Origin of the sequence: Trinickia sp. LjRoot230, from assembly GCF_964253315.1 — a bacterium.
Taxonomy (GTDB): domain Bacteria; phylum Pseudomonadota; class Gammaproteobacteria; order Burkholderiales; family Burkholderiaceae; genus Trinickia.
Genome location: NZ_CAXUQX020000002.1, coordinates 167239 through 182329, shown reverse-complemented (window position 1 = coordinate 182329; position 15091 = coordinate 167239). Strand labels below are relative to the sequence as shown.

15 protein-coding genes and 1 pseudogene are annotated in these 15091 nt (G+C 60.5%); 5 read left to right on the top strand and 11 right to left on the bottom strand.

The window, feature by feature from the left end:
* Positions 1-25: 25 nt before the first annotated feature.
* Complete coding sequence (locus ACSQ20_RS20135) at positions 26-922, bottom strand: LysR family transcriptional regulator (RefSeq protein WP_436023555.1); 897 nt, start codon at positions 920-922, stop codon at positions 26-28.
* A gap of 120 nt (positions 923-1042) precedes the next feature.
* Between ACSQ20_RS20135 and ACSQ20_RS20130 the strand changes: the two genes are divergently transcribed.
* The gene (locus ACSQ20_RS20130; RefSeq protein WP_436023553.1) at positions 1043-1999 is read left to right on the top strand and encodes an SDR family oxidoreductase; all 957 of its coding nucleotides are present in this window, start codon (positions 1043-1045) and stop codon (positions 1997-1999) included.
* A gap of 27 nt (positions 2000-2026) precedes the next feature.
* On the opposite strand, the pseudogene ACSQ20_RS20125 reads toward ACSQ20_RS20130, so the two are convergent.
* Positions 2027-2227: pseudogene (locus ACSQ20_RS20125) on the bottom strand (hypothetical protein); the annotation flags it as partial.
* Between the two features lie 169 nt (positions 2228-2396).
* Here ACSQ20_RS20125 and ACSQ20_RS20120 point away from each other — a divergent pair.
* From ACSQ20_RS20120 to ACSQ20_RS20110, 3 genes are all read left to right on the top strand, one after another.
* Complete coding sequence (locus ACSQ20_RS20120; RefSeq protein ID WP_436023551.1) at positions 2397-2837, top strand: Hsp20/alpha crystallin family protein; 441 nt, start codon at positions 2397-2399, stop codon at positions 2835-2837.
* An 18-nt stretch (positions 2838-2855) separates the two neighbouring features.
* On the top strand, positions 2856-3263 hold the full coding sequence (locus tag ACSQ20_RS20115; RefSeq protein ID WP_436023549.1) for an Hsp20/alpha crystallin family protein: 408 nt from the start codon (positions 2856-2858) through the stop codon (positions 3261-3263).
* Positions 3264-3462: 199 nt separating this feature from the next.
* Positions 3463-3801: a hypothetical protein gene (locus ACSQ20_RS20110; RefSeq protein ID WP_436023547.1), complete on the top strand. Its 339-nt coding sequence runs from the start codon at positions 3463-3465 to the stop codon at positions 3799-3801.
* A 56-nt stretch (positions 3802-3857) separates the two neighbouring features.
* Here ACSQ20_RS20110 and ACSQ20_RS20105 read toward each other — a convergent pair whose 3' ends face one another.
* Positions 3858-4805 carry a dihydrodipicolinate synthase family protein gene (locus tag ACSQ20_RS20105; protein WP_436023545.1) on the bottom strand — a complete coding sequence of 316 codons (948 nt, stop codon included), beginning with the start codon at positions 4803-4805 and terminating at the stop codon, positions 3858-3860.
* 47 nt (positions 4806-4852) lie between these two features.
* Entirely contained in the window at positions 4853-6172 is a 1320-nt protein-coding gene (locus ACSQ20_RS20100) for an MFS transporter (protein ID WP_436023543.1), read from the bottom strand.
* Positions 6173-6413: 241 nt separating this feature from the next.
* Here ACSQ20_RS20100 and ACSQ20_RS20095 point away from each other — a divergent pair, with 241 nt between their 5' ends.
* Entirely contained in the window at positions 6414-7493 is a 1080-nt protein-coding gene (locus tag ACSQ20_RS20095; protein ID WP_436023541.1) for a LacI family DNA-binding transcriptional regulator, read from the top strand.
* An 8-nt stretch (positions 7494-7501) separates the two neighbouring features.
* Here ACSQ20_RS20095 and ACSQ20_RS20090 read toward each other — a convergent pair whose 3' ends face one another.
* The 7 genes from ACSQ20_RS20090 to ACSQ20_RS20060 form a co-directional block, all read right to left on the bottom strand.
* Positions 7502-7858: a hypothetical protein gene (locus tag ACSQ20_RS20090; RefSeq protein WP_436023539.1), complete on the bottom strand. Its 357-nt coding sequence runs from the start codon at positions 7856-7858 to the stop codon at positions 7502-7504.
* Between the two features lie 599 nt (positions 7859-8457).
* Positions 8458-9402: a hypothetical protein gene (locus ACSQ20_RS20085; RefSeq protein ID WP_436023537.1), complete on the bottom strand. Its 945-nt coding sequence runs from the start codon at positions 9400-9402 to the stop codon at positions 8458-8460.
* Between the two features lie 11 nt (positions 9403-9413).
* Positions 9414-10721 carry a hypothetical protein gene (locus ACSQ20_RS20080; protein ID WP_436023535.1) on the bottom strand — a complete coding sequence of 436 codons (1308 nt, stop codon included), beginning with the start codon at positions 10719-10721 and terminating at the stop codon, positions 9414-9416.
* A 178-nt stretch (positions 10722-10899) separates the two neighbouring features.
* Entirely contained in the window at positions 10900-11400 is a 501-nt protein-coding gene (locus tag ACSQ20_RS20075) for a phage protein NinX family protein (protein WP_436023533.1), read from the bottom strand.
* Complete coding sequence (locus ACSQ20_RS20070) at positions 11384-12199, bottom strand: endonuclease/exonuclease/phosphatase family protein (protein WP_436023531.1); 816 nt, start codon at positions 12197-12199, stop codon at positions 11384-11386. Before ACSQ20_RS20070 ends, ACSQ20_RS20075 begins: the two co-directional genes overlap by 17 nt.
* On the bottom strand, positions 12196-14406 hold the full coding sequence (locus tag ACSQ20_RS20065; RefSeq protein WP_436025763.1) for a VTT domain-containing protein: 2211 nt from the start codon (positions 14404-14406) through the stop codon (positions 12196-12198). The genes ACSQ20_RS20070 and ACSQ20_RS20065 overlap by 4 nt, the downstream gene beginning before the upstream one ends.
* A 160-nt stretch (positions 14407-14566) precedes the next feature.
* Positions 14567-15034 (bottom strand): thioesterase family protein, encoded by a 468-nt coding sequence (locus tag ACSQ20_RS20060; protein ID WP_436023529.1) that lies wholly within the window; start codon positions 15032-15034, stop codon positions 14567-14569.
* Positions 15035-15091: the final 57 nt, after the last annotated feature.

The following is a 15091-nucleotide window of genomic DNA, read 5'->3' as shown; positions in this document are numbered from 1 at the left end:
GCAACGACCACATCTCCGGCAACGTTCAATGCCCGTTCACATACTCATCTAACCCTCTCACGAGCGCATCGAAAACGACGCGGCATCTTGGAGTGTCGCGCAAGCCTTCATGCATCGCGACCCACGTATCGAGTTGCAAGGCGACCTCGTTTTCAAACAACCGCACTAGCGCCCGATTGCGCCGCGCGAGACCGACCTGGCATACGCCGATTCCAAAACCGGCGCGCAGCACTGCCAATGCTGTCAGGTCGTTATCGGTTCGTAGCGCGAATGATTCGCGGCGCATCCATGGCACCTGTTGCTTCATGCTGCGAATGAATGCGGTTTCCCGGTCGTAGCCGATGAGCGCATGGTTTGCCAATTCAGCCAGCGAGGCAGGCGTGCCTCTGCGCTTCAGATAGCGGCGGTGCGCATAGATGCCCAACTCGATCGCGCCGATGTGCCGCGCAACGAGCACGCCCTGAACGGGGCGCTGCATACGCACGGCGATGTCGGCGTCGCGCCGCAACAAATCATGCATGCGGTTCGATGGCACCAGTTCGATTGTCAAATTCGGATATTTTGCATTCAGATTGGCGATGATCGACGGCAAGACTTCGACGCTTACGACGTCGCTTGCCGTTACCCGCACGGTACCGCGCACGCCTTCGCCCTGACTCGATGCCGTTCGCAACAGCGCCGCACACGTGGCCTCGAGCGCCTCGGCATGCGGGCGCAATGCAAGCGCCGCTTCCGTTGGACTCAAACCCTGCTGCGTGCGCATGAACAGCGAAAGGCCCAGCGCATGCTCGAGCGCGTCGACGTGGCGGCCGACCGTGGGCTGCGTCAACCCAAGCGAGCGGGCAGCACCGGAAAGCGAACCGGCTCTCGTCACTTCAAGAAACGTGCGGTAAAGCTCCCATCCAGGACTGGTTTCTTCCATCTTGCAAGCCATTAAAAAATGTATATATACCCGCCTACTTTCAACAATTTCATTTAATCATGAGCACGCTCACAATTGCCACCAATCGATCACATATCGTCAAAACGACAGGAGTGGAACATGGCGGATACCAAGCAACTCGCGCTGGTGTTGGGCGCAACCGGAGGAATAGGAAGCGAACTTGCTCGGCAACTCGTGGCGAGTGGCTGGCGCGTACGGGCGATGCATCGCAATCCGCAGGGCGTTGCCAATCGTAGCGACGCATTCGAATGGTGTCAGGGCGATGCGCTGGTGCAAAGCGACGTGGTATCGGCGGCGCAAGGCGCGACGCTGATCGTCCATGCAGTCAATCCGCCCGGGTATCGGCATTGGTCGGAATGGGTGTTACCGATGATCGACAACACCATTGCGGCGGCTCGCTCGTCGCACGCTCGCATCGTGCTGCCCGGGACCGTCTACAACTTCGGGCCTGATAGCTGCCCGATTCTGCTCGAACACGCAGCTCAACATCCAACGACGCGCAAAGGCAAGATCCGGGTCGAGGTCGAACGCCGACTGGCTGCCGCGGCATCCGACGGTGTGCCTAGCCTAATTGTGCGCGCCGGCGATTTCTTTGGGCCGAGCGCGAACAGTAACTGGTTTTCCGGCGCACTGGTTCAGCCCGGTAAGCCGGTGCGGACGGTTCGCTACCCGGGCGCACGCGGGACGGGACACCAGTGGGCTTATCTGCCCGACGTCGCGCGAACTATCATACGTTTGCTCGAGCGCGATGGACAATTGCCGGCATTCGCCGTTTATCACATGCGCGGCCATTGGGACGAAGACGGCACGCGCATGACGGAGGCGATTCGTCGCGCGACGGGGCAAAAGCTCAAGGTGAGCGCCTTCCCATGGTGGGCGTTGCCGCTACTGTCACCGTTTTCCGTGCTGTTCAGGGAGCTGCGTGAAATGCGTTATTTGTGGCAACAACCGATTCGCATGGATAACCAGCGCTTGCTCGAGACGCTTGGCGACGAACCACACACGGAGTGGGACGAGGCCGTCAAGACGACACTGCGCTCGATGCGATGCATCTAACGTGCCATGGTCAGCGCCTGACGAGCCCTATTGCAGCCGGGGTGCCGCGCCCAGTTTTTCAGCAAGCATTCGTTCGTATACGCCAAAGTGCAAGTCCACCTCGTTTTGCGAAACCGACGTCACCGTCATCTCCAGTTGAGGCGCGCAAGCCTTGTCCCCTGACATGGTCGTGCCGATGCTGATCTCGTACGTTTTTTCCTGACGATAGGTGATTGAAGGCAGCACGGCTACATCATTCCGGTACCCCTCTTGAAGTTTTAGCGACCGCTCCTATCTTGGATATCACTCATGCGGTAGCGCTGCGCGCGCTGCATGTTCTGTTTGTTTGCCGGCATGCTGGCAGGCGGACGCGTGTACGCCCATTCGCCTCTCAGCTCCAAATCAGGAGGTTACGAAGATGAGCGATCTGTACTTTGGCCCTGACTTCTTTAGCGAGTTCGATCGTTTGCACCAGCGGATGGCGAATCTGCTCGGCGGCTTTCCATTCAGCGTTCGCGCAAGCGGTTTAGGTGCCTTTCCACAAATCAATATGGGTTCGACTGAGGATTCGGTCGAGATCGTCGCGTTTGCGCCGGGCATTGATCCCGGCAAGCTCGACATTTCCGTCGATAAAGGGCTCCTGACAATCAGCGGCGAGCGCGCGCCCGCTCAAACCCCGGAAAGCGGCGAAGTGCGCGCGTATGCGCAAGAACGCTTCGTCGGAGAATTTCGGCGCGTGATCGAGCTGCCCGAGGGAGCCGACCCCGACAAGGTCCAGGCCCGTTACCAAAATGGTTGCCTGTCGATCAGCGTCGGCAAGCGGGAATCATCGAAGCCGCGGGTTATTACTGTCGACTAATTCTCAGGAGGATCAACCATGAACGACACAACTCAACTCACCCAGCGCCAGGCTGGTGCCGTGACGCGCCGCGAGGGCGAAAGCGCGCCGCGTCCGGTTACGGTCGCGCCGGCTGTCGACATCTTTGAGGACAGCCAGGGCGTTACGCTCTGGGCCGATTTGCCCGGCGTGAGCAAGGACAAGCTCGACGTGAAAGTGCACGATCGCAGCCTGTCGATCGAAGCGGAAGCGACTGTGATCACGCCGCAAAGCCTGGTCTTGCAGCACGCTGAGGTACGGGTACCGCGCTTTGCGCGCACGTTCACGTTGTCGTCGGACTTCGACACGTCGAAGATCGAGGCGAATCTCAAGGACGGAGTGTTAAAGCTATCGATTCCGCGGCGTGAAGAAGCGCGACCGCGGCGTATCGAGGTTGCGGTCGGCTAAACGCTTCGAGTAGATGATGCGGGACTAACGCTGTCCGTTAAGCAACGGGGCTTAGTCCCGCGTCCACCATCCGCGTTGCATCTTCACGCGTCGGCCGATATTCAATCGCAGTTCGCGTACCCAGGTCAACCAACTCCCTCGTCCCTCGTTAACGGAAATGAAGCAATCAGCTTCGCGCCACTTCGTTGAGGAGACAGTCATGTTTAAAAAACTTGTCGCAGCAGCCATTTCAAGCATGTTCGCAGTGAGCATCGCGCTTGCTCAGAGCTCGGCGCCGGGGCCGTCATCCGCCCCCCCATCGGCCCAAGCGCCGAGCACGCCCATGTCGGGAGGCTGTGAAGCAAAAGCCGTGGGCAAGGATGGCAAGCAGCTCAAAGGCGCGGCCAAAAACTCGTTCATGAAGAAATGCGAAGGCAATATGAAAACCGCAGCAGGCGCGCAATGCGAACAAAAAGCCGTTGATAAAAACGGCAAACCGCTTTACGGCGCGGCTAAAGCGTCATTCATAAAGAAGTGTCAAGCTACCGCGGCTCAATAAGGCTACGGCATACAAGGCCGGGCTTTTGCCCGGCCTTATCCGCGCCTGCGCTTTCGCTATAGCGCGGCAATCCGCGAGCGGAAATGCTCGGTACCCGCGACGATTTTGTCGAGTACCGCATCGAGGGCCCAGTGACGCTCGCGCACGTCGTAATCGATTACGCGGCAACGAATCGATGCAAACGTGCCGATGCGCTGATGGTAGATCTTTGCAAGCGCCGGGTAGCCCAACGCTTCGGACACAGCGGAAACAACGAGAAATGTCGAGAGCTCCTCGGCGAGCTCGGGCGCCTTTTCGGCGGAAGTGCGCAGCCACCGGTACAAGTCCGGATGAAAGTTGGTGCAGACGCCGTTGAAACCTGCCGAGCCCGCTTTCATCGCATCCCAGGCAATGGCCGCATTCGCATTCAATATCTTGAGCGGTGTGCCTTTCGCAAGCGCAACGCGGCGTTTGATCGTCTCAAGATCGCAACTGACGTCCTTGAGCATGACGAACCGGCCTGTATCGAGGCAAATGGACAGCTCTTCATCAGTCAACAAACGGCGATACGGCGCCGGGCACTCGTAAAGCCCAAGCGGCAAATCAGACGGCAACTGTGCCAACAGCCGATCGAGGTTGCTCCGAAACGCAGTTGTGCCGCGTCGGTCGGGATCGAGACGGTTAGTGACGAGCACAACACCATCGACGCCCGATTCGGCCGCCGCCATCAGTTCTTCGCATTGAGCGTTCGGCCCATGGCTGACATGCCCGGACACCACAACAGGCACTCGTCCGGCCACTCGTTCGACGACGAAGCGCGCTAACGCGGCACGTTCGGCAAGGCTCAGAAACTGCATCTCGCTCGATTGCGCGACCGCAAACAGCGCGTCGGCGCCGTGTTGCAAATACCATTCGATCAAGCGCTCGACACCGGGATAGTCGATTTCGCCCGCATCGTTAAACGGCGTCAACATGACCGGCACGATGCCCTCTATCGATGCGCGTTGTCGCGCTGCATGATGCATGTCACTTCTCCTTCAGGTGAATGGCGCGAGAACCGTGTATGGTTCTTTCACGCCGGCAACGGCGCATGCGCTACGCCAGCTTCTTGCTCGGGAATCGGCTTTTTGACGAGCACCAGATAGGCCATGGCGCCGACGAACGCAACTGCCGCCGCAAACAGCAACGCAGGCACGAAAGACCACTTCTGCGCAATGAACCCCGTGACAACCGGTGCCAGCGCTCCGCCGATGAACCCGCCGAAATTTTGGATAGCACCGAGCGATGCCACCCGGCTCGGCGGCGCCGCGGCAGTGGCCAATGCCCATGACGATGCCGACGCGGCATTGGCAAGAAAGATCACGACCGAGATGCAGGCAAGCGCCACGGTGTTGCTCTGCGCAAGCGCGCCTGGAATGGTGAAAACAACCATGCCGAGCATGGCAATCACCACCGCGTTACGTCGGCTCACGACGGCCGAGCTGCTTTTACGCGTAATCAAATCGGAAAACCAACCCGCGGTGAGCGCACCGATAAAGCCGCAGAAGAATGGAATCGACGCAGCAATGCCCGTGTGCATCAGGCTCATGTGCCGCTCGGCGGTCAGATAGCCAGGTAACCACGTCAAGTAAACCCAGTTCAGATACACCGACCCGAAAAAGCCGATCAGCATGCCCCACGTCGTGCCGTGTGAAAAAAGGCTGCGCCATTCGGCAAACGTCACTTTCGATGGTGCGGCAACGTCTTCTTTGCCGGCATCGAGATATTGCACCTCTTGTGTAGATAGTTGTGCGCGCAACGGGTCGCGATACAGCGCGAACCATACAATCGCGACGATGAGCCCTGCTGCCCCCGTCACGATGAACGCCCAGCGCCAGCTGAATGACACGACAAGGATCGACAACAGCAACGGCGCTAACGCTGTGCCCAGCGGCGATGCGGAATTGAAGATGCCGGTCGGCGTGCCGCGTGCGCGCAGCGGGAACCAATTGCTGACGACCCTCGCGGCCGAAGGAAACTGCGGTGCCTCGCCGATGCCGAGTGCGATGCGCGCGATGACGAACCATCCGAACGATGCCGCCAACCCGCCCGATGCCTGCGCAAGCGACCACACCACAAGGCCGAAGCCCAACAGCCACCGCGGACCAATGCGATCGACCAGCGCACCCACTGGCAACTGGCACAGGGCATAGCTCCACGAAAATGCCGACAGCAACACGCCCATCTGCCCAAGCGACAAACCGAGGTCGGCGCGAATCGACGCATTCGCGACCGCCAGCGTGCCTCGGTCGAGGTAGTTCACCACCCCGCTGACCATCAACAACGCAAGCGCGATCTGTTGCGCGCGCCGGATGCGAGGTGGCGCGCTGGGCTGTATGGATGTGTCGGTCATTCCGGTTGTCTCCATGTTTTTATGGCCATTCGCAATTCGAATGTAATCGCTTACATTTGAATGCGGATAAAAGCCGGCTTCCGAATGTCTCGTTTTCCGAAATCACTACAGAGCGCCGGCTTCGCTGGCATAATCAAACACAATTACGCTGGCAGCGCTTACATTCTCACAACCTGCCCCGTCGGCGCAAGGTCGTCGATGGTGATTCGGGGTAAACGATGATTCGTCAGAAGGACCACGAGTGAGTCGATCAAACGTGCAAGTTCGCGCACCCGCTTCCGTAGCGCGGGCGCGTCGCGGCAGTGGTCGTTCCGTATTAGGCGATGTCGCCAAATTGGCCGGTGTTTCCACAGCCACGGTGTCGCGCGTCTATAACGATCCGGGCAAGGTGTCGGCCGATGTGCGCACGCGCGTGCGCGAGGCCGCCCATGCGTTGAATTGGATTCCCAATGCCGCAGGCCGCGCGCTGGCATCCACGCGCACGCATATCGTCGGCGCGATCATCCCCACGCTCGACAACCATGTGTTCGCCTCGCAGGTCGCCGGCATGCAGACCGCCATGGCCGAGCATGGCATGACGCTTTTTCTCGGCTGCGCGAACTACGACCCCGAACAAGCACTTACGCAAGTGCGAGCGATGCTCGCGCGCGGGGTCGAGGCGGTGTCGGTGGTCGGAGAAAGTTATCCGCCCGAACTGTTCGCACTCCTAAGTAATCATCGTGTGCCGTACGTCGTGACCTACGCGTACCGGAAGGATAGCCCTCATTGCTGCGTTGGCTTCGATAACCGCTTAGCGTTCGTGACAATGACGGAGCACTTGCTCGAACTGGGGCATCGCGACTTCGCGGTCATCATGCAGCCGTCAGCCGATAACGATCGCGTTCAAGCCCGGCTGCGCGGAATTCATGAAACGCTCGCTGTACACGGTCTCGCGGTGCGGCCAGCGCATTATTGCGAGGGGCTAGCGACGATCGAATTCGGTCGTGCGAGCTTGCGCGCCATATGGAGCCAGCCGCAGGCGCGGCCGAGCGCAGTCATTTGCGGCAACGATCATCTCGCGCTTGGCGCATTGCTCGAGGCACAAGCGTTAGGCATTGCGGTGCCCGGACAGTTGTCGATCACCGGCTTCGACGATATTGCGCTCGCGCGCGAACTGCGCCCGGCATTGACGACAATGTGGGTGGATACGAATGCAATCGGACGCAGCGCCGCACAGGCGCTGCTCGAGATGTTAAACGGCGATGCAGGGGTGGGCAGCGTGGAGATGCCGGCCGTGCTTAGGGTGCGGGAATCAAGCGGCGCGTGGCGCTCGAGCGAGTGAGCGGCGGCTCAGCCGCCCGGGTTCATCCAAGAAGGAAGCTGCGGAGTGCTCCCGCCGGACGCATCCGAAGTCGGAAACGTTGCCGGAGCATCCGTGGTGGGAAGCAATTTTGCGTCGGCCAACGTCGCTCTGACGTTTGCAATCTCATCCGCTGGCTTGTTTTGTGCAGTCATAGCGTTGATCTGCGCTTGCAGTCTATCTATTCTCGCGTTGTGGACGGTCGTAGCCTCCGCAACATGACCATCCTTGACGGCCACGTAGTAGCTATCAAGAGCCTGCGTCAGCGTGCTCGTATCCACCCTACCGGCGTCATCGTGGTAAACGTTGACCAACGCGTTCAACAGGTCCTGGTTCTGCTGATTCATGTAGTTCGGAGGCGCAGCTACTATCGCGTCTGCTTCTGCCCGGCACTTTGCATCCAGTGTCGCCAGAGCCTCGGCAACGTTAGTTGCCGTCGCTTGTGGCCCTGATGTCGCATCCGTACTTGCACTCGCCGTCGGGTCCGTCGACGTCGTTGGGTCGGGAGATGTCGTGCTGCCCGGTTGACTCGTCGGCGTGGACGGCGTTTCGCTCGCGATTCGCTTGGTTGAACTCGAGGAACCACATGCAGCCAACGTTACGGCGGCACCCGCTCCAGTTAGCGCCGTCAAAAGCGCCCGTCGAGAAACTGGCCGCCCCGTGGGTGCAGCGGCCGCGCCCTCGTCGGAAGGTTGGCGGCTGCGGCTCAGGAGCCCTCCTAGCACACCGCTGGCACGCTGCTTCAACGTTGCCATTACACCAGTGGTGGGCCGGGCCGCATTTACGTCGGATTGAGTGGGGTTTGTCTGGACAGGGGTTTGAGCGCGGACCTTCACTGCGGTCTCCGGAGAAAGTTCGATACGCGTAATGTAGCTAACCACAGCCCATGATTACTTAGGTGTGCGAACTGCTTGCTACGCAAACGAAGCGAACTCCGGATAAGGTTTTACGCTGGTGAGGTCGGCGTGCTCACCATTGCGGGCGGCTCTTCCGTGCGCTGACGTTTGCGCCTTGGCTGAGGTTGGTCTGCCACGACGTCATAAACGACCAGCGCCGAAACGATAGCGATACCCGCGAGCGTACGGGCATCGAACACCTGCAGCCGCGACGACGTCGATAGCAAAAGCGAAATGAAAGGCTGCACCGACATGCACACGAGCACCGTGAACGGTCCCGACGAATTGATAGCCGACTGCAGCAACAACATGGGCATCAACACGCCTGCGAGCGTCACTACCGCAGCCATACTCAACGCATGAAAGCCACCCGTCACGTGAATCGAATCGCGGAATAACAGGCACCATACCAACGTCGCGGCGATCGTCAGATAAAAACGCTGCGACACAATCTGCGAGCGGGACCACCCTTTTGCCGCGAGTTCGGCGCACACCGACATCGTCAATGCCGATGACGCGCCCGTGATCGCCGTAGCGAGAATGGCAACCCAGACGGCAAGATCGAGCGACGCATGCCCCGCGTTGCCGAACTGTCGTGCGCCGAGCAAGATACACGCGGCAACGATACCGGCGCAGATGATCAGCCTGCGCGAGCTTGGCCATGCACGCCGTTGAACGCTATCGCAGATCGCACCAACAACGAGTGCCACGCCGGTATCGATGGCGACGACCACCGACGGGTCCAACCTGCGCAACGCGAAGAAGAAGCACAGGTAGGTAATGGCCGTATAGAGGTTGTTTTGCACCAGCAACCTGCAATCGCGCCGCGCGATGGCGAACGTGAAGCCACTCTTGATATTCAATGCAATCGCGGTGAACAAGAAGCTGCCCAACACAAATAGAGGTTCGGGGACACCGGGTAGAAAATAAGAGTAGAGAACCTGCCCGACCGATTGCAGGCAGATCGCCATCATCGCTTGAAGGGGACCGTTCATATCGATCGCGCTCAAGCGGCAATGGACGTAACGTGTGCTTCCGCCGTTTCGTAGGCGACGTCGTAAAGCAGCCCCGCCTCGTCCCACTCGCGGATCTGCTCGCGATCGCGTTTGATAAGTTCAGGGTCGTCGTGAACAAGATAAATCGCCCCACCCCACCCGGTCGAATCCGTGGTGAGATGAACACGTGTGCCGGCTGGCAGTGTGCGATAAATAGCGTGGAACGTGGGCAATGTATTGAGGCGTTTGAGCCCGTCGACACTCGTTATAACGCCATCGCCCGCAAATGCGAAGAAGACTTTGGCGACGTGACGCCCGCGCGCATACCTGTCGCTTCGGCTGCGCAATTCATTCATCGTTTCCGGCCGCATCAGATCGAGTGCGTGATAGATCGACTGCGTTTTCAATCCTGCCGCTGCATATGAGTCGCGATCCATTGCCGCGCCCATCAGCCGCGCGCCCGTTTCGATCAACGCTGGCCCACGGGTGGTCCATTTCAATTCGCTATGGGCCGTGCCGTTGACAATACCGAGTGCGTCAAGCGCATCGAACGTGTAGCTGAGCAGATGCGAAGCCAACTCCGATGCAGGATCGAGCAATTCGAAGTCTTCCATCACCATTGCGTATCCGGGCAATAACCGAATGTTGGTACGCCATGCATCGGTCATGAAGTGGCGGCCATCTCGACTGACCGTATTGACAATGTATTGCACACCGTCGAGCCACGATTGCACAATCAACTCACGGTTGGGCTGCGCGAAAACGGTATGCGCGCCAAACGCGCGCCGGCATGCCGCGCGTACCTCGTCGAGACTTCGGCATATCGTGACGTTGTCCGACCCCGCACTGTCGAGCGGCTTTACGACGAGCGGCCAGTTGCCATACCGCTGCGCCCATGCAACGGCTTGTTCCTCGTCGCGAACGAGTGTTTGGTCGGCAGCCAGCAAGCCTCGGCGATGCAACGCGGCGATCATGCGGAACTTGTTCCGACGTTCAGGGATCGTTCGATAAAGATTGGTCGGTGTACCCGCCAGATGGGCGAGACGTTCGGCATAGCTGACGCCCATCTCGCAACCGGCAACAACATGATCGATGTCCATGTCGAGTATGACGCCGGCCGCTTGCTCAGCGGAACCGATATAGCCGAGATCGCCGCGATAAGGCGACATATTGATTCCCGCGCGGAATACGGGCGGCGGCTCTGCAGTCGAGCGAAGATGAAACAGATTGGCGCCCATCGCGTGCAGATCGTGCGCCAGCTCGCGGGCCATCGAATAGCCGTCGACAATCACGATGTTCTTGGTTCGACTCTCACCCATGCCCATATACCGCCCCCTCGCAGGTCGCGCAAGGGCACGAGGGCGTCGACGACGCGCTCACGGCCTTGCCGTGGCTCCATCGTATGCAAGTGGGCAAATTGCCGTGCTACTCGAAATCGTAGAGACCGATGACATTTGGATGAAGAATGCGGATATCCAATTGGCATGCCATGACAGGTTACAGACGAGGCACTGACCGGATATCGCTCGTTTCGTCGCCGGTGCGCTGACGATCTTCAGCGTAAGTCGGCGAGCCGCCACCCGCCTCTATCGGGACGACCACGCCGCGGCGCACCGCATGCGGTATATGCGGGTGGTCGTCGGCAACGGTGTCACCGAAACGCGATCGAACGAATGCGCGCAACAGCGCAATACGAGGCGCCGGTCCGTCAGCCTCTTGCGGTTGCGCGCAGCCGGCAAAGCGAATGCGGCAGCGCGCGGCGCCCGCATCGTTCGTCGTCAGCAGCAATTCGCGCGCCCGCTCGAGCACGTCAGCTGCATCGGCCCAGTTCGCCGCGGGAGCGAACCGTTGATCGAGCTTTCGTAGATCACCGTGCGTGAAGGTGACGACAATAGTAGGGTCGACGGCCGCGAAACGTATCTCCTCGTCATCGTCGACCAGCGCGCGCGCGCACCAGTAATCGAGCGCGGGCCCCGTCAGCTCAGCGGTGTTCATCATTACCTCCGTTATCCGCCGCGTCGGACGGTATATCGATTTGCGCGATCAGCGGGAAGTGATCCGATGCCCTGCGTGCAAGCGCACTGCGATGCACGCTGACGCCTGTCAGCCACTCGCCGGGGTGGACCCAAATCCGGTCGAGCGCAAACACCGGGCAGAAAGTCGGAAACGTGCGCGGTGCCGGCGCGCGGCGAAAATGCGTGACAAGCGTTCTCAGCGCCCGGCCATGCACGAACCACTCATTGATATCGCCGAGCAGAATAACGGGCAGCTCGCTTGTATCGAATGCTGCCAGCAGCGAGCGCACCTGAGCGCTGCGCTCACTTGCAGATAAACCGAGATGCGTCGCCACTACGCGCAAAATCGTCGAACCGCATTCGACATCCGCGTCGAGCGCCCCGCGCGGCTCCCGGCGATGAAACGATAAATCGACCGAGCGCGCCGCGCGAATCGGCAAGCGTGAGAGCACCGCATTGCCATAACGCCGGCGCGGCGTGGCAAACGTCGGCCCTTCGACGGCATACATGCCGCTAGTCTCGCGCAGGTGAGCCAGCAGATCTGGGGCGTCAGTGCCGCCGAGCGGTACCTCTTGCAGCGCGATCACGTCGGCATCGAGCTCGGCGATCACACCCGCCACGCGCTCTTTCATCCGTTGCGCCGCGTGCACCGTCCACGCTCCGAACCCACCGTGCACGTTATAGGTCGCGATACGCACCGAACGCGCGTACGCGGGTACGGGCTGCCTTATCAGGTCCGAAGTGTCTACGTCCAGGTCGAGCGTGCTCGTTGGCCCATTCATTGGCGTTTTCCTAACCATCGTTGCAGCATCACGGAGACGCCCACCAGCGCGACGCCAATGGCAATGAGCGTCGCCCATGCGCCGCCGCCCGGATGCCGTATCGCCGCGATCAATTGATGCGCGAACGTCACGGTCAACACAATGCCGGGCGTCATGCCCAGTACTGTGCCGATCAGATAATCGCGCAAGCTGATATGCGATGCGCCGGCCACGAGATTGACAATCGTAAAGGGTGCAATCGGCAACAGACGCAGCACCATCATCGTGACGATGCCGCGTTGTCCGATTCGCTCGCTGAGCCGGTTCGCTCTCGCCCCGGCCAATCGGCGCACCGCATCGCGCCCGAGCGACACGCCGATGCCGTAGGTTGTCGCCGCCGCAATCACGGTGCCGAAAAACGCGTAACCCATGCCTGGCCATGCGCCGAAGACGAGCCCCGTTGCGGCGATCAGCGCAGTGATCGGCACTGATAACACCGCTGCGACGACATAACCAGCCAGCACGATCAGTGGCGAAAACGGCAATGTGCCGAGTTGCTTGCCCCAATGGACCAGCAAAGCGAGATTGATGTGCTGGCCCAAGGCGGTAAAGCGCCATAGCACCGTCAGCACGACGACGCCGAGCACCAGCGCGCCAAGCAGCAAGAAGCGAGCCGTGAGCGACTTGCCGTGCTCCTCGGGAACGAACTCGCGCACCAGCGCTTGCGGTGCGATGGGCTGCTCCGGATCGAGCCATGCGTTGACCGGCACCAATGCGTCCAGGTCGCTTGTCGTCACCGGCGTGAAAGGCCGCAGCGATCGCCCTTCGTCGCGCCCAAGCGCGGCGATTGTAGCGTTGAGCCCGCCGTGGCGTTGTTGCTTTGCGACGATATCGTCGACGGGGACGTCGAGATGCTCGGCAAGCAGGCGATTTCGCCATTCGGCGATGACCGCACGCACACGCGCATCGCCGTTCGAATCGATAGCGATGTTGCATTCCGTGTCGAGCACCATCGATCGATTATTGAGGTTGGCGCTGCCGACCGTCATCAGCGTGTCGTCCACTATCATGACTTTGCTATGGATGTTCAGACAGCCGGACCCTAGCCCGTCGATATGCGGGCAATACATGCGGTAGCGGTCGTGGCGGTCCGCATCGACGAGCGCGCGATGCAGCCGTGCGCGCAATACACCCATCGTGGCTTCCTGAAGCCAGCCGCTTTGCATGCGAGGAACGATTACCGCGACATTCGGCCCGTCGGGCTCGGCAAGCCGTTCACATAGCGCTTCGCGTACGACGGCAGCGGTGAAATACTGGTTTTCGATGTAGATCGACCGCTGGGCCGCTGCAATGAAATCGGCAGTCAGCGCACGCACCTGCTGCGTTGGCATACGCGAGCGATAAGGCGGCGCCGTCAGCGAGATGCCCAACAGCACGTCAGGCAGATCGATACGCGCTTCGCTCGGCCATGGGTCGGCACTGTCATCGAGCGAGCGCTGCGCGCGAATCGCGATGCGCCTGCCACACGAGGCCTGCCACCGTGCACGCGCGAGCTCGCCGATGGCACGCGCGGCGTCGCCATCGAACATCGTCTGAACATCGTGGAATGGTCCGTATGCCGTGCCGTTCGGGTCGCGCCGGCGCGCGTCGTCGGGCGCATGCGCCGGCGTATCCCATCGCGAGCGCGTGAGATCTAGTCCGCCGACGAACGCGAGGCGATCGTCGATGACGACAAACTTTTGATGATGGGATGCGCCGCGCGGATGCGTGCCGTCGAGCCGGAACAAGACGCCGTGATGCGCACGCCAGCCGGTCTGGTACACCGGCAGCCATTCGCGCTCGAACGCATAAATCATGGCGAAGTCCCACGCCAAAATATAGATGCGCAAACGCCTGCGCGCCGCCGCCAGCGCTTGCAAAAATTCGCCGAGCGGTTCGGGCCAGCCGTCGTCCGCGCCTTCGGGTACGAGCTTCATGCGGCTGTTGATATCCCAGCCGACGATAAAGATCGTCCTTTGCGCTTTCGTCAGCGCTTCGCGCAGCGCCGAGAAATATGCCTGGGCATCGATTAGGAGTGCGAAACGATCGGCGTGACGTATCGAGTCGCAGTTGCGGCCTGCTTCGAGCAGGCCGTGCCGTGTCAGTGCGGCTGGCTCGGCACGAGGCGGCGCGGCTCGCTCTTGACCGCGCGCGCAAAGCGGCGGCCAGCCAGCATTGGCGACATGCATCGCTGTCGTTGGCGTGTCCGGATCGTCAAATGAACTCATGACGATGCGGCAGCAATGCGCGTGCCTCACGTCATCCGAACGCGGGATGACCTTCAGCGACTCGCTTTTCGCTTGGAATCGGCGCGGGGTCGGACCATGGGGTAATGGCGCTCGGGTGCGCTCATGAAGCGCTTTCGGCGACTGCTGGTGCGTCGTCTAGCGCGCGGGGCACTTCCCGCGCGAAGAGCATTTTGAATGCTTCCGGCAACGGCGCGAGCGAACGTGATTGCAAGCCGACACAAGCAAGCTTCAGATTGGCTCTGGCGATGGGTGTGCCGTCCCGCATCAATGTTTGACTGACTTGAAAGGTGCAACGACTCGCAAGCGATGCCGTGCCGGCAATCACCAATGTTTGATCGATTTCGGCGGCTTGGAGGAACCCAAGGTTGGCCTCGATCAACGCGAACGCGATGTCATGTTGTGCTTCGAGCTCGCGTGCACCGAGCCCGTTCGCGCAGAGCCACTCGGCGCGCGCCTGCTCGAACCAGCGCAAATAGGCCGTATGGTGCGCGACGCGGCCGGCGTCGGTGTCAGCGTGGTAGACCCGTACGGACCACCGCGGTATCGAAACGACATGGGAAAAAACCATTTTTTTCTCGCTTGCTTAGCATCGCCATTTCGGCGACGGCTTCATCGTAGAGATGCG